The sequence below is a fragment of the Streptomyces sp. TSRI0281 genome (assembly GCF_001905125.1).
Taxonomy (GTDB): domain Bacteria; phylum Actinomycetota; class Actinomycetes; order Streptomycetales; family Streptomycetaceae; genus Streptomyces.
The window spans coordinates 277,380-295,595 of record NZ_LWLE01000002.1; the positions used below are offsets into that span (position 1 = coordinate 277,380).

16 protein-coding genes and 1 pseudogene are annotated in these 18,216 nt (G+C 70.8%); 10 read left to right on the plus strand and 7 right to left on the minus strand.

Features of this window, described 5'->3' with window-relative positions; translation table 11 throughout:
* The first annotated feature begins 125 nt into the window (after window positions 1–125).
* The 3 genes from A6A29_RS07805 to A6A29_RS07815 all read left to right on the plus strand — a co-directional run bounded on the left by A6A29_RS07805 (window position 126) and on the right by A6A29_RS07815 (window position 3,956).
* The gene (locus A6A29_RS07805) at window positions 126–1,634 is read left to right on the plus strand and encodes an MFS transporter (protein WP_073719234.1); all 1,509 of its coding nucleotides are present in this window, start codon (window positions 126–128) and stop codon (window positions 1,632–1,634) included.
* Window positions 1,631–2,662 (plus strand): glutathione S-transferase family protein, encoded by a 1,032-nt coding sequence (locus A6A29_RS07810; protein ID WP_073719235.1) that lies wholly within the window; start codon window positions 1,631–1,633, stop codon window positions 2,660–2,662. The genes A6A29_RS07805 and A6A29_RS07810 overlap by 4 nt, the downstream gene beginning before the upstream one ends.
* A gap of 160 nt (window positions 2,663–2,822) precedes the next feature.
* Window positions 2,823–3,956, plus strand: a complete 1,134-nt coding sequence (locus tag A6A29_RS07815; RefSeq protein WP_073719236.1) for a winged helix DNA-binding domain-containing protein — start codon at window positions 2,823–2,825, stop codon at window positions 3,954–3,956.
* Between the two features lie 30 nt (window positions 3,957–3,986).
* Here A6A29_RS07815 and A6A29_RS07820 read toward each other — a convergent pair whose 3' ends face one another.
* Entirely contained in the window at window positions 3,987–4,829 is an 843-nt protein-coding gene (locus A6A29_RS07820; protein ID WP_073719237.1) for a response regulator transcription factor, read from the minus strand.
* A 110-nt stretch (window positions 4,830–4,939) separates the two neighbouring features.
* On the opposite strand from A6A29_RS07820, the gene A6A29_RS07825 reads away from it, so the two are divergent.
* Entirely contained in the window at window positions 4,940–6,661 is a 1,722-nt protein-coding gene (locus A6A29_RS07825; RefSeq protein ID WP_073719238.1) for an AMP-binding protein, read from the plus strand.
* The gene (locus A6A29_RS07830; protein ID WP_073719239.1) at window positions 6,658–8,265 is read left to right on the plus strand and encodes an AMP-binding protein; all 1,608 of its coding nucleotides are present in this window, start codon (window positions 6,658–6,660) and stop codon (window positions 8,263–8,265) included. The genes A6A29_RS07825 and A6A29_RS07830 overlap by 4 nt, the downstream gene beginning before the upstream one ends.
* A 63-nt stretch (window positions 8,266–8,328) precedes the next feature.
* Here A6A29_RS07830 and A6A29_RS07835 read toward each other — a convergent pair whose 3' ends face one another.
* The 3 genes from A6A29_RS07835 to A6A29_RS07845 all read right to left on the minus strand — a co-directional run bounded on the left by A6A29_RS07835 (window position 8,329) and on the right by A6A29_RS07845 (window position 10,061).
* A complete protein-coding gene (locus A6A29_RS07835; protein ID WP_073719240.1) occupies window positions 8,329–8,559 on the minus strand; it encodes a hypothetical protein in 231 nt (76 codons plus the stop codon).
* 130 nt (window positions 8,560–8,689) lie between these two features.
* Window positions 8,690–9,208: a GNAT family N-acetyltransferase gene (locus A6A29_RS07840; RefSeq protein ID WP_073719241.1), complete on the minus strand. Its 519-nt coding sequence runs from the start codon at window positions 9,206–9,208 to the stop codon at window positions 8,690–8,692.
* A gap of 100 nt (window positions 9,209–9,308) precedes the next feature.
* Window positions 9,309–10,061: a hypothetical protein gene (locus A6A29_RS07845; protein ID WP_073719242.1), complete on the minus strand. Its 753-nt coding sequence runs from the start codon at window positions 10,059–10,061 to the stop codon at window positions 9,309–9,311.
* A 260-nt stretch (window positions 10,062–10,321) separates the two neighbouring features.
* Here A6A29_RS07845 and gcl point away from each other — a divergent pair, with 260 nt between their 5' ends.
* On the plus strand, window positions 10,322–12,106 hold the full coding sequence (gcl, locus tag A6A29_RS07850; RefSeq protein WP_073719243.1) for a glyoxylate carboligase: 1,785 nt from the start codon (window positions 10,322–10,324) through the stop codon (window positions 12,104–12,106).
* Window positions 12,107–12,844: 738 nt separating this feature from the next.
* On the opposite strand, the gene A6A29_RS07855 is transcribed toward gcl, so the two are convergent.
* From A6A29_RS07855 to A6A29_RS07865, 3 genes are all read right to left on the minus strand, one after another.
* Window positions 12,845–14,302, minus strand: coding sequence for a catalase (locus tag A6A29_RS07855; protein WP_073719244.1), 1,458 nt, complete (start codon window positions 14,300–14,302; stop codon window positions 12,845–12,847).
* A gap of 190 nt (window positions 14,303–14,492) precedes the next feature.
* Window positions 14,493–15,386, minus strand: coding sequence for a 2-hydroxy-3-oxopropionate reductase (locus tag A6A29_RS07860; RefSeq protein ID WP_073719245.1), 894 nt, complete (start codon window positions 15,384–15,386; stop codon window positions 14,493–14,495).
* 49 nt (window positions 15,387–15,435) lie between these two features.
* Complete coding sequence (locus A6A29_RS07865) at window positions 15,436–16,257, minus strand: TIM barrel protein (protein ID WP_073719246.1); 822 nt, start codon at window positions 16,255–16,257, stop codon at window positions 15,436–15,438.
* Between the two features lie 189 nt (window positions 16,258–16,446).
* Between A6A29_RS07865 and A6A29_RS42940 the strand changes: the two are divergent.
* The 4 genes and pseudogenes from A6A29_RS42940 to uraD form a co-directional block, all read left to right on the plus strand.
* A pseudogene (locus A6A29_RS42940) lies at window positions 16,447–16,783 on the plus strand (lactonase family protein); the annotation flags it as partial.
* Window positions 16,784–16,893: 110 nt separating this feature from the next.
* Complete coding sequence (locus tag A6A29_RS07880) at window positions 16,894–17,145, plus strand: hypothetical protein (RefSeq protein WP_073719362.1); 252 nt, start codon at window positions 16,894–16,896, stop codon at window positions 17,143–17,145.
* Window positions 17,142–17,543, plus strand: a complete 402-nt coding sequence (locus A6A29_RS07885; RefSeq protein WP_073719248.1) for a helix-turn-helix domain-containing protein — start codon at window positions 17,142–17,144, stop codon at window positions 17,541–17,543. Before A6A29_RS07880 ends, A6A29_RS07885 begins: the two co-directional genes overlap by 4 nt.
* Before the next feature lie 155 nt (window positions 17,544–17,698).
* Complete coding sequence (gene uraD / locus A6A29_RS07890) at window positions 17,699–18,205, plus strand: 2-oxo-4-hydroxy-4-carboxy-5-ureidoimidazoline decarboxylase (protein ID WP_073719249.1); 507 nt, start codon at window positions 17,699–17,701, stop codon at window positions 18,203–18,205.
* Window positions 18,206–18,216 lie beyond the last annotated feature (11 nt).

An 18,216-nucleotide genomic window follows, 5' to 3' on the forward strand; every position in this document is an offset into this window, starting at 1 on the left:
GAAAGTAAAGGTCCCTTCCGATTCTCGTCAACAGTGTTGGGAAACTTTCCTAACGATTAACCGGAGTGCATCGATCCGGTCGCCCCGTATGGAGGAAAAGCGAGCCGCGCCCTAGGGTGCGAACCATGGCAGAGAGTGCGGCGCACCCCGGGCCGACGGGGCGCGGTGCGGGCCCCGTCCCCGATTCCGGCGGCCCCGACCCACGGCGCTGGCGAGCCCTCGCCGTCTGCCTGGTGGCGGGCTTCATGACGCTGCTGGACGTGTCCATCGTCAATGTCGCCCTGCCGTCGATCAGGGAAGGGCTGCACACCCCCGAGTCCGACCTCCAATGGGTGCTCTCCGGTTACGCCCTCGCCTTCGGGCTCCTGCTGATCCCCGCCGGACGCCTGGGCGACGCACGCGGGCGCCGCGCGGTGTTCCTGGCCGGGCTCGCGCTCTTCACCCTGGCGTCGGCCGCCTGCGGCGCCGCCCAGTCCAGCCTCTGGCTGGTGATCGCCCGACTGGTCCAGGGCATGGCGGGCGGTTTGATCTCCCCGCAGATCTCCGCGCTGATCCAGCAGATGTTCTCCGGCCGGGAGCGGGGCCGGGCCTTCGGCATGTTCGGCACCGTCGTCGGGATCTCCACCGCCGTCGGCCCCCTGCTCGGCGGACTGCTGATCCAGATGGCCGGGCCGGCCGACGGCTGGCGCTGGGTGTTCTACGTCAACCTCCCGCTCGGTGTCGTCTGCTTCGTGCTGGCCCGGCGGCTGCTCCCGGACACCCCGTCGGCGACCCGGGTACGGCCGCGCGACCTCGACCCGGTGGGCGTCGTGCTCCTCGGCGCGGGTGTGCTGGCCCTGCTGCTGCCGTTCGTGCAGGCCCAGCAGTGGCCCGGCAACACCAAATGGCTGTTCGTGCTCCTGGCCGCCGTGCTGCTGGCGGCGTTCATCGGCTGGGAGTCACGGTGCGCGGGCCGCTCCGTCCAACCGGTCCTGGACCTCTCGCTGTTCCGGCTGCGGTCCTACTGGCTGGGCTGCCTGATGATCCTGCTGTACTTCGCGGGATTCACCTCGATCTTCTTCATCACGACCCTCTACCTCCAGTCCGGACTGGACTACACCGCCCTTCAGGCCGGGCTCGCCATCACCCCGTTCGCGCTCGGCGCGGCGGTGGCCGCTTCGGTCGGCGGCCGGCTGGTCGGCCGCTTCGGCCGGCCCCTCATCGTCGTCGGCCTCGTGATGGTCGCGGTGGGGCTCGCGGCCACCGCGCTCGCCGTCCATCTGGTGCCGGGGCGGTCCGTGGGCTGGGCGATGGCGGCCCCGCTGCTGTTCGCCGGTCTCGGCAGCGGCCTGGTCATCGCCCCGAACCAGACGCTGACCCTGTCCGAAGTGCCGGTGGCCAACGCCGGAAGCGCCGGGGGCAGCCTCCAGACGGGCCAGCGCGTCGGCTCCGCGATCGGCATCGCCGCCGTCGGCTCGGTCTTCTTCGCCCAGGTGAGCCCCAAGGGCTGGGCCACCGCGTACGACCACGGGCTCGTCGTCTCGGTCGCGTTCGTCCTCGCCGCCCTGATCGTGGCGCTGGCCGACGTCCTGGCCGGACGACGGGACGCGCGCCGTACGGAAAAAGCCACGAACCCAGCGAGGAGTGCGGTATGAACGACGGCCACGAAACGGACGGGGACTCGAACACCTCGTACGGCCACAAGCCCTTCAAACGCTCCCGCAGCCACTTCGCCGACCGCATCACCGCCGACGGCCGCGACGGCTGGCCGGTCGAGGCGGGCCGCTACCGGCTCGTCGTCAGCCGCGCCTGCCCGTGGGCGAGCAGGGCCCTCGTCTCACGACGCCTCCTCGGCCTGGAGAGCGCCCTCTCGCTCGGCATCACCGACCCCATCCAGGACGACCGCAGCTGGCGCTTCACCCTCGACGAGGACGGCCGGGACCCGGTGCTGGGCATCCGGTATCTGAGCGAGGCGTACGACGCACGTGAGCGCGGCTACCCCGGCGGGGTCAGCGTGCCCGCCGTCGTGGACGTACCGAGCGGCGAGCTCGTCACCAACGACTACCAGCGGATCACCCTGGACCTCGCCACCGAATGGAGCGCCCTGCACCGCCCCGGCGCCCCCGACCTCTACCCGGAGCCCCTCCGCGACGAGATCGACGAGGTGATGGAAGGGATCTACCGCGACGTCAACAACGGCGTCTACCGGGCCGGTTTCGCCGACAGCCAGGACGCCTACGACGCCGCGTACACCGATGTGTTCCGCCGCCTCGACCTCGTCTCCGCGCGCCTGGCCGACCGCCGCTACCTGGTCGGCGACACGATCACGGAGGCGGACATCCGGCTGTTCACCACCCTGGTGCGCTTCGACGCCGTCTACCACGGGCACTTCAAGTGCAACCGTACGAAGATCACCGAGGACCCCGTCCTGTGGGCGTACTCCCGCGACCTCTACCAGACGCCCGGCTTCGGCGACACGGTCGACTTCGACCACATCAAGCAGCACTACTACCGGGTGCACACCGGCATCAACCCCACCGGCATCGTGCCGCTCGGCCCCGACCTGTCCGGCTGGCTGACCCCGCACCACCGGGACGAGCTGGGCGGCCGTCCGTTCGGCGACGGAACACCCCCGGGACCCGTACCGCCCGGCGAGGAAGTCCCGGCGCGCGGACGGCCCTGAGCGGAGGACGGCCGTACGGTGCGTCGAGGGCGGCCGGGAAGAGACCGTACGGTGCGTCGTGGGCGGCAGGGAGGTTGCCCGTACGGTGCGTCGCGGATGCCCCGGCGCGGAAGGCGGCCGTCCGCCGTGGCGCGGACGGTGGCCCGCGTAACGTGCGCACATGGCCGCGAAGACGAATCCGCCCGACCGCCCCCAGGTGCTCTCCACGCGCGCGCTCAACCGCGCCACCCTGGAGCGCCAACTCCTGCTGCACCGGGCGGACATGTCCGCCGAGGACGCCGTGGAGCACCTCGTCGGACTCCAGGCGCAGAACACCAGGCCGCCGTACTTCCAGCTCTTCGCCCGGCTCGAAGGCTTCGAACCCGCCGAGCTCTCCGCCCTGATGGAGTCGCGTGAGGTGGTCCGGATGGTCACCCTCCGCTCCACCATCCACACCCACACCGCCCAGGACGCCCTCACCCTGCGCCCGCTGGTCCAGGCGGCGCGCGACCGGGAGCTGAAGACCTTCCGCCGGGGCCTCGTCGGCGTGGACCTCGACCGGCTCTCGGCGATCAGCCGGAAGCTCGTCGAGGAACGGCCCCGCACCAACAAGGATCTGCGCGCGGAGCTCCTCGCCGAGTGGCCGGACGCCGACCCGCAGGCCCTCTCGGTGGCCGCCCGGTGCGGCCTGCCCCTGGTCCAGGTCACCCCGCGAGGACTCTGGGACCGGAGCGGCCAGGTCGAACTGACCACCGTCGAGCACTGGCTCGGCCGGCCCTCGCACCCCGCCCCCGCACCCGACGGCACCGTCCTGCGCTACCTCGGCGCCTTCGGACCCGCGTCCGTGAAGGACATGCAGACCTGGGCGGGGCTGACCCGGCTGCGGGAGGTCTTCGAACGGCTGCGGCCACAACTGCGCACGTTCCGCGACGAGAACGGGGTCGAACTCTTCGACCTCCCCGACGCCCCGCGCCCCGACCCCGACACCCCGGCGCCGCCGCGCTTCCTGCCCGAGTTCGACAACGTCCTGCTCGGCCACGCCGACCGCTCCCGCGTCATCCCGCCCGCGAACAAGGGGCGCAACGGGGTGGGCAACCAGTCCTACGGCACCGTCCTCGTCGACGGATTCTTCGCGGCCGTCTGGCGGGCCGACCGGACCGGGGACACCGCGAACCTCACGGTGCAGCCGCTCGGCCGGCTCGGCCGCGCCGAGCGCGACGCGGTCACCGAGGAGGCCGTACGGATGCTGTCGGTGATGTCGGAGGCGACCGCGTACGACATCCGGTTCGCCGCCTTCATCGACTTCGGGGACTGAGAGAGACCGGAACCCGGGCGGGCGGGGCGGTCAGGGCAGCAGACCCGCCCTGCGCGCCGCCACCACCGCTTCGAGCCGGGTGTGCGCCCCCAGCTTGCGCATCGCGGAACGCAGATACCCCTTCACGGTCTCCGGCCGCAGCCCCAGCCGGTCCGCCGCCGTGGCGTTCGTCGCCCCCGCCGCCACACAGGCGATGACATCCACCTCGCGCGGCGCCAGCCGCACCGTCCCGGCCGTGGGTCCCGCCGCCCCGGACGCCGAGGCGAGGCGCCCGCACACCGTGAGCAGCTCCTCCCGGAGGTCCGGGTCGACGATCTTCGGGGCGAGCGCCCGCAGTTCGCGATGCGCCTCGCGCACGTCCTCCCAGGCGCCCGGACCCGTGTGCGGATCGGTCACCTGCTCCAGGGTGGCCGCCAGAAGCTGCTGCACCTCGTCCCGTACCGCGAGCGCCTGTTCCACATCGCGGGCCGCGGCGACGGCGGCGTCGAACGTACGGTCCCCGAGGGTGATCGGATTCCGCAGCGCCCCGTACAGCAGGCCCCGCACCTTCCGGCGTACGACCACGGGCACCGCGACCACCGAGCGCAGGCCCTCCGCCGCGACGGCCGTGTCGTACTCGTGGCTGATGTGGCGCGAGGAGGCGTAGTCCGTCACCGCGCACGGCCGTGACAACGCGATCGATTTGCCGCCGAGCCCGCTGCCCGCCGAGATGACCAGACCGCGCAGCGCGGTGGTCTGCGCCCCGTTCAGCTCCACGATCCGGGCGTGGCGCGCATCGGACAGCAGCCCGCCGAAGGCCACCGGAAGCCCACTTGAGCGGCGCAGCCTCAGCAGCGCGGCTTGCATCTCGACCGCTTCGACCGGTTCGGGCATGGTGACGTCGCTCCGCCCTGTTCGTTCCACCCCCGTCCGGGGGTAGTGAGACCTGGGTCACTGTTTACATGATGTTAAGTGACCGGTCCGGTCCGCAATGAGGAGGGCACATGTCGGCAACCAGTGCGACGGAGACGTTCCGGGCCGCCCGGGACTTTCTGCTGGAGCACCGCGAGGACTACGCGAAGGCATACGAGGGTTTCCGCTGGCCCCGGTCCGAGAACTTCAACTGGGCGCTCGACTGGTTCGACGTCATCGCCGAGAACAACGACCGCACCGCCCTGCACATCGTGGAGGAGGACGGGCGGCGCACCGAGGTGTCGTTCGCCCGGATGTCCGCCCGCTCCAACCAGGCCGCGAACTGGCTCAGGGCCCAGGGCGTCCGCGAGGGCGACCGCATCCTCGTGATGCTCGGCAATCAGGTCGAGCTGTGGGAGACGGCGCTGGCCGCGATGAAGCTGCGTGCCGTCGTCATCCCGGCCACCCCGCTGCTGGGCCCCGTCGACCTGCGCGACCGCGTCGAACGCGGCCGGGTCCGCCATGTGCTCGTGCGGGGGGCGGACACCGCGAAGTTCGACGAGGTGCCCGGCGACTACACCCGGCTCGCCGTCGGCGGCGCGGACGGGAGCGGGGGCGGGAGCGCGGACGGGAGCGAGGGCGGCGGCATCGAGGGATGGCTGTCGTACGCGGGTGCCGACACCCTGCCCACGACCTTCACGCCGGACCGGGAGACCGACGCCGACGAACCGCTGATGCTCTACTTCACCTCCGGCACCACCGCCCGCCCCAAGCTGGTCGAGCACACCCATGTCTCCTACCCCGTGGGCCACTTGTCGACGATGTACTGGATCGGCCTCAAGCCCGGCGATGTGCATCTGAACATCTCCTCGCCCGGCTGGGCCAAGCACGCCTGGTCGAACCTCTTCGCCCCGTGGAGCGCCGAGGCCACCGTCTTCATCTTCAACTACACCCGCTTCGACGCGGCCCGGCTGATGGCGGAGATGGACCGCTCGGCCGTCACCAGCTTCTGCGCGCCGCCCACCGTCTGGCGGATGCTCATCCAGGCCGACCTCTCCCAGCTGAAGACGCCGCCGCGCGAGGTCGTGGCGGCGGGCGAGCCGCTCAACCCCGAGGTCATCGAGACGGTGCGCCGCGAGTGGGGCGTCACCATCCGCGACGGCTTCGGCCAGACCGAGACCGCCGTCCAGGTCGCCAACACCCCCGGCCAGCTTCTGAAGGCCGGATCCATGGGGCGGCCCAGCCCCGGCTTCAAGGTCGAACTCCTCGACCCGGTCAGCGGCGAGGCCGGTGCCACCGAGGGCGAGATCTCCCTCGACCTCTCGGCCCACCCCGTCGGTCTGATGACCGGGTACCACGGCGACCCGGACCGTACCGCCGAGGCGATGGCGGGCGGCTACTACCGCACCGGCGACATCGGCGCCCGCGACGAGGACGGCTACATCACATACATCGGCCGCGCCGACGACGTCTTCAAGGCCTCCGACTACAAGATCTCGCCGTTCGAGCTGGAGAGCGCGCTGCTGGAGCACGAAGCGGTCGCCGAGGCCGCCGTCGTGCCCGCCCCCGACCCGGTCCGGCTCGCCGTGCCGAAGGCGTACATCGTGCTGGCCGAAGGGTGGGAGCCCGGACCGGAGACGGCCAGGGTGCTGTTCGCGCACTCCAGGTCGGTCCTCGCCCCGTACAAGCGCATCCGCCGGCTGGAGTTCGCCGAACTGCCGAAGACCGTCTCGGGCAAGATCCGCCGCATCGAGCTCCGCGAGCGCACCGCCGCCGGGACCGGCACCGAGTTCGACGAGGGGGACCTGCGATGAGCGAACCGTCCTACGCGCACGGCACCGGGACCACCGCGCTGCTCGGCGACACCATCGGCCGCAACCTCGACCGGGCCGTCGAGGCGTTCGGCTCGCGCGAGGCCCTGGTCGACGTGGCGTCCGGGCGGCGCTGGACGTACGCCGAATTCGGTGCCGACGTCCAGGAACTGGCCCGCGCCCTCATGGCGTCCGGCGTGGCCAAGGGCGACCGGGTCGGGATCTGGGCGGTCAACTGCCCGGAGTGGGTGCTCGTCCAGTACGCGACGGCCCGCATCGGCGCCGTCATGGTCAACATCAACCCCGCCTACCGGGCGCACGAGCTGGAGTTCGTCCTCAACCAGTCCGGCATCTCCCTGCTGGTCGCCTCGCTCGCCCACCGCACCAGCGACTACCGCGCGCTCGTCGGCCAGGTCCGCGGCAACTGCCCCTCCCTGCGCGCCGTCCACTACATCGACGACCCGTCCTGGACCGAACTGACGGCCGCCGCGCACTCCGTCACCTCCGGCCAACTGGCCTCCCGTGAAGCCGAGTTGTCCTGCGACGACCCGATCAACATCCAGTACACCTCGGGCACCACCGGCTTCCCCAAGGGCGCCACGCTCTCCCATCACAACATCCTCAACAACGGGTACTTCGTCGGGGAGCTGGTCGCCTACACCGAGCAGGACCGGGTCTGTCTGCCGGTGCCCTTCTACCACTGCTTCGGCATGGTGATGGGCAACCTCGGCATCACCTCGCACGGCGCCTGCATCGTGATCCCCGGCCCGTCCTTCGAACCCACCGCCGTTCTCACGGCGGTCCAGCGGGAGCGCTGCACCTCGCTCTACGGCGTCCCCACGATGTTCATCGCCGAGCTCGACCTCCCCGACTTCGCCTCGTACGACCTCTCCTCGCTGCGCACCGGAATCATGGCCGGGTCCCCCTGCCCGGTCGAGGTGATGAAGCGCGTCGTCGCCGAGATGCACATGGACGAGGTGTCCATCTGCTACGGGATGACGGAGACCTCCCCGGTCTCCACCCAGACCCGCCGCGACGACGACCTGGACCGCCGCACCGGCACGGTCGGGCGGGTGCTGCCGCACATCGAGGTCAAGGTGGTCGACCCGGTGAGCGGGGTGACCCTGCCGCGGGGTGAGGCCGGCGAACTGCGCACCCGTGGCTACAGCGTGATGCTGGGCTACTGGGAACAGCCCGACCGGACGGCCGAGGTGATCGACGCGGGCCGCTGGATGCACACCGGGGACCTCGCGGTGATGCGCGAGGACGGCTATGTCCAGATCGTCGGCCGGATCAAGGACATGATCATCCGGGGCGGCGAGAATGTGTACCCGAGGGAGATCGAGGAGTTCCTCTACGGTCATCCCAAGATCGCCGACGTACAGGTGGTGGGGGTGCCGGACGAGAGGTACGGCGAGGAGATCCTGGCCTGTGTCATCCCCCGCGACCCGGCCGATCCGCCGACGCTGGAGGAGATCACCGCGTACTGCCGTGAGCAGCTCGCGCACTACAAGATCCCGCGCGCGCTCAGGATTCTGGAGTCCTTCCCGATGACGGTGAGCGGGAAGGTCCGAAAGATCGAGCTGCGCGAGACCTTCGGCCGCTGAGGGAGGTCACGGGCGGGCCGTGGCGCGGGCGGTGCCGGTGCGCGGCCGTCCCGTCCCGGTGGATCAGGCGGCCTCGATGACGTCGGGGCCCGCGGTCCGGGTCGCGGCCGCCCACTCGATCAGCAGCACCTCGTACTTCGCCGACTCCACGGACGACCAGTCCTGACCGGCTCCGGCGTCGACGAGCGCGCGAATGGCTTCGTTGGCCTGGTCGGCCTGGCTGGCCTCGTCGATGGACGGGGAAGCGGGCAGGGCCGGGCCGGAGGGTAGGGAGCGCCGTGGAGTTAAGACCATGCGCTCAGCTTACTTGCCGCCACTGACAGCGACCCCCTCGGTGCGCGCCCGGAGTTGGCGCGCCCGGAATTTCCGGGTTCGCGTCGCATGCGGACCCGCCTCAGGGTCCGCGGCGCTGCGGACCTGCCTCTCAGGGCTCGCGGCGCATGCAGACCCGTGGCCAGCGGTCCAGGCCGTGTTCCGCCTCCTCCGCCCGGATCTTGCGGAGCCCATCGGTGAGTTCGCTCTCCCTGAGGGTCCGGAAGCCGATGCGTGCGTAGTACGGGGCGTTCCACGGGACATCGGTGAAGGTGGTCAGGGTGAGCGGCGCCGGCTGCCGTTCGGCCGCCCATGCGGCGAGGTGGTCGATGAGGGCGCGGCCGATGCCGCGACGGGCGGCGGCCGGGTCGACCGAGACCTGTTCGATGTGGAAGGCGCCGTCGACGGGGTCGGCGATCAGATAGCCGGCCGGGCGGTCGTCGGCGGTCTCCAGGGGATCGGTGGCGACCCAGCAGCGCCCGGCCCGCCGGTAGCTCTCCAACAAGGTGAGGGGCGGCGGGTCGTCGTCGGCGACGGAGGCCATGCCGAGGCTGCGGAACGGTTCGCCTGCGGCGCGCTCGATGTCCTGGAGCAGGGGGAGGTCGGCGCGTCTGGCGGGGCGGATACGCATGCGCCCAGTATGGCGAGTGACGCCGGTCGCCGGTATGCGGCGACCGGTATCCGGTATCTGTTGTCCGTTGTCCGGTCCTGGCGGAACCGCTCGGGCGGGTTCAGGCGCCGGTGCTGATCAGTTCGTCCGCGGGGCTGTTCACCGGTTGCGGTGTCCCGGTGGGGTCCAGGACGAAGAGCGGAATGCCCAGGCCGTCCGCGCGCGCCCCGGCGTCCTCGGTGTAGCCGGCCATGGAAAAGAACACGCCCGCCGCCGAAGCGCTCAGGGCGTTCAGCCAGAGGCACTCCACGTCGCGTGGCGTGGCCGGCCGGGTGCCCGCGTCGACCTGGGCGACGACCCCCGCCGCCCGCAGGTCGATCCGGGACGCGGGCCGCTCCGGGGGCTGTGTGATCTCGCGGTAGCCCAGCCATGTCAGATACCGGGCGGCGGCGCTCACCGCGTCACGGCCGGTGCGGATCGCCATCGGGTGGAAGGACGGCCGCGGATGGGCGGCCGTGCGGGGCAGCGGGATGTGGGAGGGGCCGACCGCTTCGGTCCTGTCGGGGGGTGCGGCGGCATCGGTGCCGGGCGCCGGGGTGTCCGTACGCGCGGCCGTGACCGGGCGGACCGGAACGCGCAGCACCGTCCCGCACGGGCAGCACAGTTCCGGCTGCGGCCACTGGTCCAGGCGTCCGCACCCGGCGCAGCGCACCGTCACCCAGTCGTCGTCCCAGGTGCGGTGCGTGAGCGGTTCGGCCGGGGCACCGCGCAGCAGCGGCGGGGCGGTCGGGGCGCCGCACGGGCAGGGGTAGGCCGGTGCGACGTACGCGTGGCCGCGGCCACAGGCGGGACACCGTGCCGGCACGGACTCCATGGCCGTCTCCCTCCGGTACGCCCTGCGGGGCGATCGCGTTCCGTGGCCCTTCGTCACGGTCATCGTCCACCAAGAGCGAGGCCCTGGGGAGGGAATCGCCGTACTTCGTGGGGTCCGGTGGTCCCGCGCTCCCTTGACGGCTGACGCACCGCGTTTTAGATTGCTTCCGTATAGCAGAACTAAACTTCCGTAATACGGAATTGGCGCTCTCAGGTGGCGCGACAGAGCCCGACTCCACCCAGCCCGAGCAGGAGCACTCAATGCCTCGTATGACCGCTGCCCGAGCGGCAGTTGAGATCCTCAAGCGCGAAGGCGTCAGCAACGCGTTCGGTGTGCCGGGTGCGGCGATCAACCCGTTCTACGCGGCACTCAAGGCGTCCGGCGGCATCCACCACACCCTGGCCCGTCACGTCGAGGGCGCCTCCCACATGGCGGAGGGGTACACCCGCGCCGAGGCGGGGAACATCGGCGTCTGCATCGGTACGTCGGGCCCGGCGGGCACCGACATGATCACCGGTCTGTACTCCGCCATCGCCGACTCCATCCCGATCCTCTGCATCACCGGCCAGGCCCCGACCGCGGTCCTGCACAAGGAGGACTTCCAGGCCGTCGACATCGCGTCGATCGCCAAGCCGGTCACCAAGGCCGCCACCACGGTGCTGGAGGCCGCGCAGGTACCCGGCGTCTTCCAGCAGGCCTTCCACCTGATGCGCACGGGCCGTCCCGGTCCGGTCCTCATCGACCTGCCGATCGATGTGCAGCTCACCGAGATCGAGTTCGACCCCGAGCTGTACGAGCCGCTGCCGGTGCACAAGCCCGCCGCGACCCGCAGGCAGATCGAGCGGGCCATCGAGATGCTGAACGCCTCCGAGCGTCCGCTGCTCGTCGCGGGCGGCGGCATCATCAACGCCGACGCCTCCGCGCTCCTGGTGGAGTTCGCCGAGCTGACCGGCGTCCCGGTCGTCCCGACCCTGATGGGCTGGGGCATCCTCCCCGACGACCACGAGCTGAACGCCGGCATGGTCGGCCTCCAGACCTCGCACCGCTACGGCAACGCGAACTTCCTGGAGTCCGACTTCGTCCTCGGCATCGGCAACCGCTGGGCGAACCGTCACACCGGCAAGCTGGACGTCTACACGCGGGGCCGTACGTTCGTCCACGTCGATATCGAGCCCACCCAGCTCGGCAAGATCTTCGCCCCCGACCTCGGCATCGCCTCCGACGCCAGGGCCGCGCTGGAACTCTTCGTCGAGGTGGCACGCGAGCTGAAGGCCGCGGGCACGCTCAAGGACCGTTCGGCCTGGGCCGCCTCCACGCAGGAGCGCAGGGCCACGCTGCAGCGCCGGACCCACTTCGACAACGTGCCGCTCAAGCCGCAGCGCGTGTACGAGGAGATGAACCGGGCCTTCGGCCCCGAGACCCGCTACGTCACCACCATCGGGCTCTCCCAGATCGCCGGCGCCCAGATGCTGCACGTCTTCAAGCCGCGCCACTGGATCAACTGCGGTCAGGCCGGTCCGCTCGGCTGGACCATCCCGGCCGCGCTGGGCGTCGCCACCGCGGACCCGGACGGCACCGTGGTCGCGCTCTCGGGCGACTACGACTTCCAGTTCATGCTGGAGGAGCTGGCCGTCGGCGCGCAGCACCGCATCCCGTACGTCCACGTCCTGGTGAACAACTCCTACCTGGGCCTCATCCGCCAGGCCCAGCGCAACTTCGACATCGACTTCCAGGTCAACCTGGAGTTCGAGAACCTCAACTCGCCCGAGCTCGGTGTCTACGGCGTCGACCACGTCAAGGTCGTCGAGGGCCTCGGCTGCAAGGCGATCCGGGTCACCGAGCCGGACCAGCTGCTGCCCGCCTTCGAGGAGGCGAAGAAGCTGGCCGCGGAGTTCCGGGTGCCGGTGGTCGTCGAGGCGATCCTGGAGCGGGTCACGAACATCGCGATGAGCGGTACGGACATCGCGTCGGTCAACGAGTTCGAGGACATCGCGACGGAGCCGGGCCACGCACCCACCGCGATCCGCCCCCTGGCGGTGTCCTGACCACGCCGGAACCAGAAGGGCCCCTCCTCCCGAAGCCCGGGGGAGGGGCCCTCCCCATGCCCGGACCCGACCCATGCTCGTCCAGCCGCTTGAGGACGCAGAGCCCATTCCAGCCGGTCCGGCGGTCGGACCAAGCGCCCATTCCAGCCAGTCCGGCGATCGGACCAGGCGCCCATTCCAGCCCGTCCGGTCCACTGCTTGAGGACGCAGGGCCCACCCCAGCCCGTCCGGCGCTTGAACCGGTAGCCGCAGGGCCCGGAGCACCCTCCCAACCCCGTCCGGCGATCGGGCCAAGCGCCCATTCCAGCCCGTCCGGTCCACCGCTTGAGGACGCAGAGCCCATTCCAGCCCGTCCGGCGCTTGAGGACGGAACCGGTAACCACGGCACGGAGCCACCCCGCCCAGCCCCGTCCGGCGATCGGGCCAGGCCCCTACCCCAACCCCGTCCGGCGATCGGGCCAGGCCCCCAACCCAGCCCGTCCGGCGCTTGAGGACACAAAGAAAGGGCACGGAGCACGGGACGTACCCGTACTCCGTGCCCTCGACAGCACAGGCCCCGACAGGGACCGCGGCGCCGGCGATCGGCCCGGAACCCCGCCTCCTTCAGGTCAGAAGGCGGACCCCGCGCCCGTCACCACCGCACTGGCATCGCTCGGCGACCGCGGCCTCGTCCTGCCCGCGCCGTGCGGACCCCTCATCCGGGTGCGCGGCGCGGGCAGGGTTCATGGGGGGAGAGGCTCAGTCCTCGCGCAGGGCGCGGACGGCCTCCTCCACGCGCTTGCCGTAATCGGCGTCGGCGGCGCGGAAGTGGGCGAGGTTCTTCTCGATCACATCGTCACGGGTGACCTGCGAGAGACCCCCGGCGATGTTGGCGACCAGCCTGCCCTTCTCGTCCTCGGACATCAGCCGGAACAGCTCGCCCGCCTGGAAGAAGTCGTCGTCCTTGGTGTGGGCGGGCGCCTCATGGGTGCCGGTCCAGCCCTGGACGGCGAGCGGTGCGGCGAGCGCCGCGCCGGTCTGCGCCGGACCGTCGTACGAGTTGGGCTCGTAGTTCTTGTCGTGGCGCGAGCCGTTGCGGGTGGCCATCAGACCGTCGCGGCCGTAGTTGTCCGCGGTGGCCGTCCGGGGCGCGTTGACCGGGAGGTGGGTGTGGTTGACGCCCAGCCGGTAGCGGTGCGCGTCCGCGTAGGCGAACAGCCGGCCCTGGAGCATCTTGTCCGGGGAGGGGCCGATGCCGGGCACGAAGTTGTTCGGGGAGAACGCGGCCTGCTCGACCTCGGCGAAGACGTTGTCCGGGTTGCGGTCCAGGACGAGCCGGCCGACCCGCTGGAGCGGGTAGTCGCTGTGCGGCCACACCTTGGTGAGGTCGAACGGGTTGAAGCGGTAGTCCGCGGCTTCGGCGGCCGGCATGACCTGCACATGCAGCGTCCAGGACGGGTTGACGCCGCGCTCGATGGCCTGGAGCAGGTCCGTCTGGTGCGAGTTGGCGTCCTTGCCGACGAGTTCCGCGGCCTGGTCGGCGGCGAGGGAGCGCACGCCCTGGTTGGTCTTGAAGTGGTACTTGACGAAGAAGGCTTCGCCCTGGGCGTTCGTCCACTGGTAGGTGTGCGAGCCGTAGCCGTTCATATGACGGTACGAGGCGGGGATGCCGCGGTCGCCCATCAGCCAGGTGACCTGGTGCGTCGCCTCGGGGGCGTGCGCCCAGAAGTCCCAGACGTTGTCCGGTTCCTGCTTGCCCGTGAACGGGTCGCGCTTCTGCGAGTGGATGAAGTCGGGGAACTTGATCGGGTCCTTGATGAAGAACACCGGGGTGTTGTTGCCGACAAGGTCGTAATTACCCTCGCCCGTATAGAACTTGAGGGCGAAGCCGCGCGGGTCGCGGACGGCGTCGGCGCCGCCCAGCGAGTCGGCCACAGTGGAGAAACGTATGAACGTCTCGGTGCGGCGGCCCACTTCGGAGAGGAAGTCGGCGCGGGTGAAGCCGGTGACGTCGTCGGTCACCTCGAAGTAGCCGTAGGCGCCGGAGCCGCGGGCGTGCACCACGCGCTCCGGGATGCGCTCACGGTTGAAGCGGGCGAGTTTCTCCAGGAGGTGCTGGTCCTGGAGGAGGATCGGTCCACCGACGCCGGCGGTGGCGGAGTTCTGGTTGTCGGCGACCGGGGCGCCTGACTCGGTCGTGAGCACACGCTTAGCCATATGTCGGGATGACCTTCCGTACGGAGCTGCTGACGGCTTGAGGAGCGTAGATTCGGCATGAACGACGCGTCAACAGTTTGTTGAAAGTGAAGTGTGAGGTTCCGGGTCGCGGCGGCGCCTGGGCGCGACAGGACAGGTGTCAGCGCCACCGCGACCCGGAGTTCATGGGGCCCCGTGGCGGGGCCGGGTGTCAGACCTGCGAGCCGGAGAGGCGCTCGACGGAGCGCAGCAGGGCCGAGTGGTCCAGGCCGCCGTCGCCCTGCGCGCGCAGGGAGGCGACCAGTTGGGCGACGACGGCGCCGACGGGCAGCGCGGCACCGACATTGCGGGCGGCGTCCGTGACGATGCCCATGTCCTTGTGGTGCAGATCGATCCGGAAGCCCGGTGCGAAGTCGCGCTTGAGGAAGTTGTCCTTCTTGCGGGTCAGTACGGTCGATCCGGCCAGTCCGCCGTTGAGGACGTCGAGCGCGGCGGCGAGGTCGACGCCGGACTTCTCCAGGAAGACCACGGCCTCGGCGCACGCCTGGATGTTGACCGCGACGATCAGCTGGTTGGCTGCCTTCACGGTCTGGCCGGACCCGTGCGGGCCGCAGAGCACGATCGTCCTGCCCAGCGCTTCGAGCAGGGGCCGGGCCGTGTCGAAGTCGGCCTTCTCGCCGCCGACCATGATCGACAGAACGGCCTCGACGGCGCCCGCCTCGCCGCCGGACACCGGGGCGTCCAGTACGCGAACTCCCTTGTCCAGGGCGTTCTTCGCGAGGTCCACGGAGGTCTGCGGGGTGATCGAGGACATGTCGATCAGCAGCGCGCCACGCTTCGCGTTCTCCAGGATGCCCTCGGGGCCGTACGCGATGGCCTCGACCTGCGGGGAGGCGGGCACCATCGTGATGACGACATCGGCGTCCGCGACCGCGTCGGCGATCGAGGAGGCGCCCTTGCCGCCGGCCGCGACCAGGCGGTCGATCTTGTCCTGCTCCAGGGTGTACCCGGTGACGTCGTAGCCGGCCTTGACCAGGTTCTCGGACATGGGAGAGCCCATGATGCCGAGCCCGATCCACGCAACCTTGGGGAGGTTGTTGCTCATGAGGGTGCCTTCCTGAAAAACGGGTGTACGTGAGGGAGTTCGACCGCCCCTACCGGGGGAGCCACCCGAAGGACTTGGCGCTGGGACGGTCGCCCGGCTTGTACTCCAGGCCGACCTGTCCCGCGTAGCCGGCCTCGGTCAGCTCGTCGAGGAGCCGCTCTAGCGGGAGCGAGCCGGTGCCCGGCGCGCCGCGACCGGGGTTGTCGGCGATCTGGACGTGGCCGGTCTTCCCGGCGTACGTCTTGATCACCTGGCTCAGGTCCTCGCCGTTCATCGACAGGTGGTAGAGGTCCAGCAGGAACTTCGCGTTCCCGAGGCCCGTCGCCGCGTTGACCCTGTCGACGATCTCGATCCCGGCCGGTGCGCTCACCAGCGGATAGCGCGGCGACTCCGGCTTGTTCAGGGTCTCGATCAGCAGGACCGCCCCGATCCGGTCGGCCGCGCGGGCGGCCAGTACCAGGTTCTCCAGGGCGAGTTCGTCCTGGACGGCGGGGTCCACGCCGTCGACACGGTTGCCGTACAGCGCGTTGAGCGCGGTGCAGCCGACCGAGGCGGCGAACGCCGCCGCCACCTCGATATTGGCGCGGAAGCGGTCCGACTCGGCGCCGGGCACGGAGAGCGCGCCGCGGTCGGGGCCGGGCAGCTGTCCGGCGTAGAGGTTCAGCCCCACCAGCTGGGTGCCGGCATCGTCGAGCGCCTTCTTGAGGGCGTCGAGTTCCGCCTGCGGCGGGGTGGGGGTCTCGATCCAGGGCCACCACAGCTCGACCGCCGTGAAGCCTGCCGCGGCGGCTGCCGCGGGGCGCTCCAGGAGCGGGAGTTCCGTGAAGAGGATCGAAAGGTTCACATCGAAGCGCTGGTCCGGGTATCCCATGAGGGGTTCGGCGCTCCTTCCGTATTGCGGAAGTTAGTTTCTGCTTAACGGAAGATTGCCCGGCGGGTGTCGAGGCTGTCAAGGGGGTGCCCGAAATTCGCGGCCGACGGCGCGCCCGGCCGGTGCCGGGGCCCCTTGCCGTCGGCGTCGGGGCGGGCCAGGGTGGCTGACGCATCCGAAGCAGCGCCCCTCGCCGTCGACCTGGGCAACGACACCGTGCACACGTACCGCCTGGACACGACCGCCGGAACGCTCACCGAGGTCTCCCCCGCGGCGCTGAAACCGGGGGCCGGGCCGCGCCACCGTCGAGCAGGGCGGGGCGGCGCTCCGGCTGCTGGACACCGTGCCCGTCGGCGGCGACTTCCCCCGTCGGACCGCCTTCTCCCCGGACGGCGCCCTGCTCTTCGCCGCCGATCAGCGCTCGTCCACCGTCACCGTCTTCCGGGTGGACCGGGCCGACGGTGCTCTGAGCGGCGCGGGCCGGCCGGTGGCGGCCCCGGTCGCGGTCTGCGTGCTGCCGCTCTGACGTCGCCGGTGACCGCCCGCCCCGGCCGGTCACCAGCGGGTTATGGTCATGGCCGAGCCGCGCAGGAGTACGTCCGCGGCGAGCACACGCGAGGACATCAGGGAGGCACAGTGCGCTTGAGGGTGGAGTTCACCACCGAGCCCTTCGATCTCGACGAGGCGCCCGCTCACGCGGTGGTGGCCCGCGAGGTCATCCAGACCGCCGAACTCGACGCCGTGGACGTCGGCCCGTTCGGGAACACGGCCGAAGGGGGAGCGGACCAGGTGCTCACCGCGGTGGACTCCCTGCTGCGCAAGGCCCTGGCCTCGGGCGCCACCCGGGTCTCGCTCCAGGTCAATGTGATCGGGGAGGGCGCACAGTGACCACCTCGGCGGATCACCCCCCTCTGGACCCGGTGGATCACCCCCTGATCGCCGCGGTGAAGCCGCTCGTCGACGCCATGGGCGCCGAGCTGCTGGGGCCCGAGCAGGCGCAGGCCGACGATGTGGTGCTGGCCTGGGAGGGGCAGGACGTCATCGCGGTCCGTCTGCCCCAGCTCTCCGACTCGCTCGACCACATCCTCGCCGCGATGGAGCGACGGCACGGGATGCCGCTCGCCGACCTGGACCGTCGGGCGAAGCAGTCCGTCGTACGGACTCTGGAGGCACGTGGTGCCTTCACCGTGCGCCATGGGGTGGAGACCGTGGCGGGTGCCCTGGGGGTCAGCCGCTTCACGGTCTACAACTACCTGAACAGGGAAAATGCCGCCAAGGGTGAGTAGTTGAGCGAACGCCGAGGAAAGCCGCCGTCCGGATGCCGGGACGGCGGCTTTCTTCGTTCGCGATATTTCAACAAAGTGTTGACGTGATGTTGTCGAGGGCGTTAGCTATCCGCAGCCCGTACGACGCACAGCGAAAAACAGCCACGGAGGCTCCCGTGACTTCGAGCTCCACACCGGGCCTGGCCCGGTTCAACACCCTGGCGGACAGCGAGGCCACCGCCGCGCTGCACGAGGTGTGCGCCGGCGCCGCCTGGGGGAGGGCCATCCTCTCCCGGCGCCCGTACGCCACAGCCGACGCCCTCTTCGCCGCGAGCGACGCCGCCATGGCCGAGCTCACCGCCGCGGATCTGGCCGAGGCGATGGCCGGTCATCCGCCGATCGGCCGCCCGAAGCCCGGGGACCCGACCTCCTCCCGTGAACAGCGGGGGATGGCCGGCGCCTCCGAGGAGCTCAAGACCGAGATGCTCGAACTGAACCTGGCCTATCAGGAGCGCTTCGGACATGTCTTCCTGATCTGCGCCACCGGTGCCACCGGTGAACAGATGCGCGACGCCGTCAGGACCCGGATCGGGAACCCGCCCGAGCGGGAGCGTGAGAACGTGCGCACCGAACTGGGCAAGATCAACCGCATCCGGCTGGCCCGTCTCGTACAGGACTCTTGAGAACAAGGAGA

What these genes read in the sequence shown, in the direction of transcription:
- A6A29_RS07805 (WP_073719234.1), top strand. Translation starts at nt 126, where the DNA reads ATGGCAGAGAGTGCGGCGCACCCCGGGCCGACGGGGCGCGGTGCGGGC.
- A6A29_RS07810 (WP_073719235.1), top strand. Translation starts at nt 1,631, where the DNA reads ATGAACGACGGCCACGAAACGGACGGGGACTCGAACACCTCGTACGGC.
- A6A29_RS07815 (WP_073719236.1), top strand. Translation starts at nt 2,823, where the DNA reads ATGGCCGCGAAGACGAATCCGCCCGACCGCCCCCAGGTGCTCTCCACG.
- A6A29_RS07820 (WP_073719237.1), bottom strand. Translation starts at nt 4,829, where the DNA reads ATGCCCGAACCGGTCGAAGCGGTCGAGATGCAAGCCGCGCTGCTGAGG.
- A6A29_RS07825 (WP_073719238.1), top strand. Translation starts at nt 4,940, where the DNA reads ATGTCGGCAACCAGTGCGACGGAGACGTTCCGGGCCGCCCGGGACTTT.
- A6A29_RS07830 (WP_073719239.1), top strand. Translation starts at nt 6,658, where the DNA reads ATGAGCGAACCGTCCTACGCGCACGGCACCGGGACCACCGCGCTGCTC.
- A6A29_RS07835 (WP_073719240.1), bottom strand. Translation starts at nt 8,559, where the DNA reads ATGGTCTTAACTCCACGGCGCTCCCTACCCTCCGGCCCGGCCCTGCCC.
- A6A29_RS07840 (WP_073719241.1), bottom strand. Translation starts at nt 9,208, where the DNA reads ATGCGTATCCGCCCCGCCAGACGCGCCGACCTCCCCCTGCTCCAGGAC.
- A6A29_RS07845 (WP_073719242.1), bottom strand. Translation starts at nt 10,061, where the DNA reads ATGGAGTCCGTGCCGGCACGGTGTCCCGCCTGTGGCCGCGGCCACGCG.
- gcl (WP_073719243.1), top strand. Translation starts at nt 10,322, where the DNA reads ATGCCTCGTATGACCGCTGCCCGAGCGGCAGTTGAGATCCTCAAGCGC.
- A6A29_RS07855 (WP_073719244.1), bottom strand. Translation starts at nt 14,302, where the DNA reads ATGGCTAAGCGTGTGCTCACGACCGAGTCAGGCGCCCCGGTCGCCGAC.
- A6A29_RS07860 (WP_073719245.1), bottom strand. Translation starts at nt 15,386, where the DNA reads ATGAGCAACAACCTCCCCAAGGTTGCGTGGATCGGGCTCGGCATCATG.
- A6A29_RS07865 (WP_073719246.1), bottom strand. Translation starts at nt 16,257, where the DNA reads ATGGGATACCCGGACCAGCGCTTCGATGTGAACCTTTCGATCCTCTTC.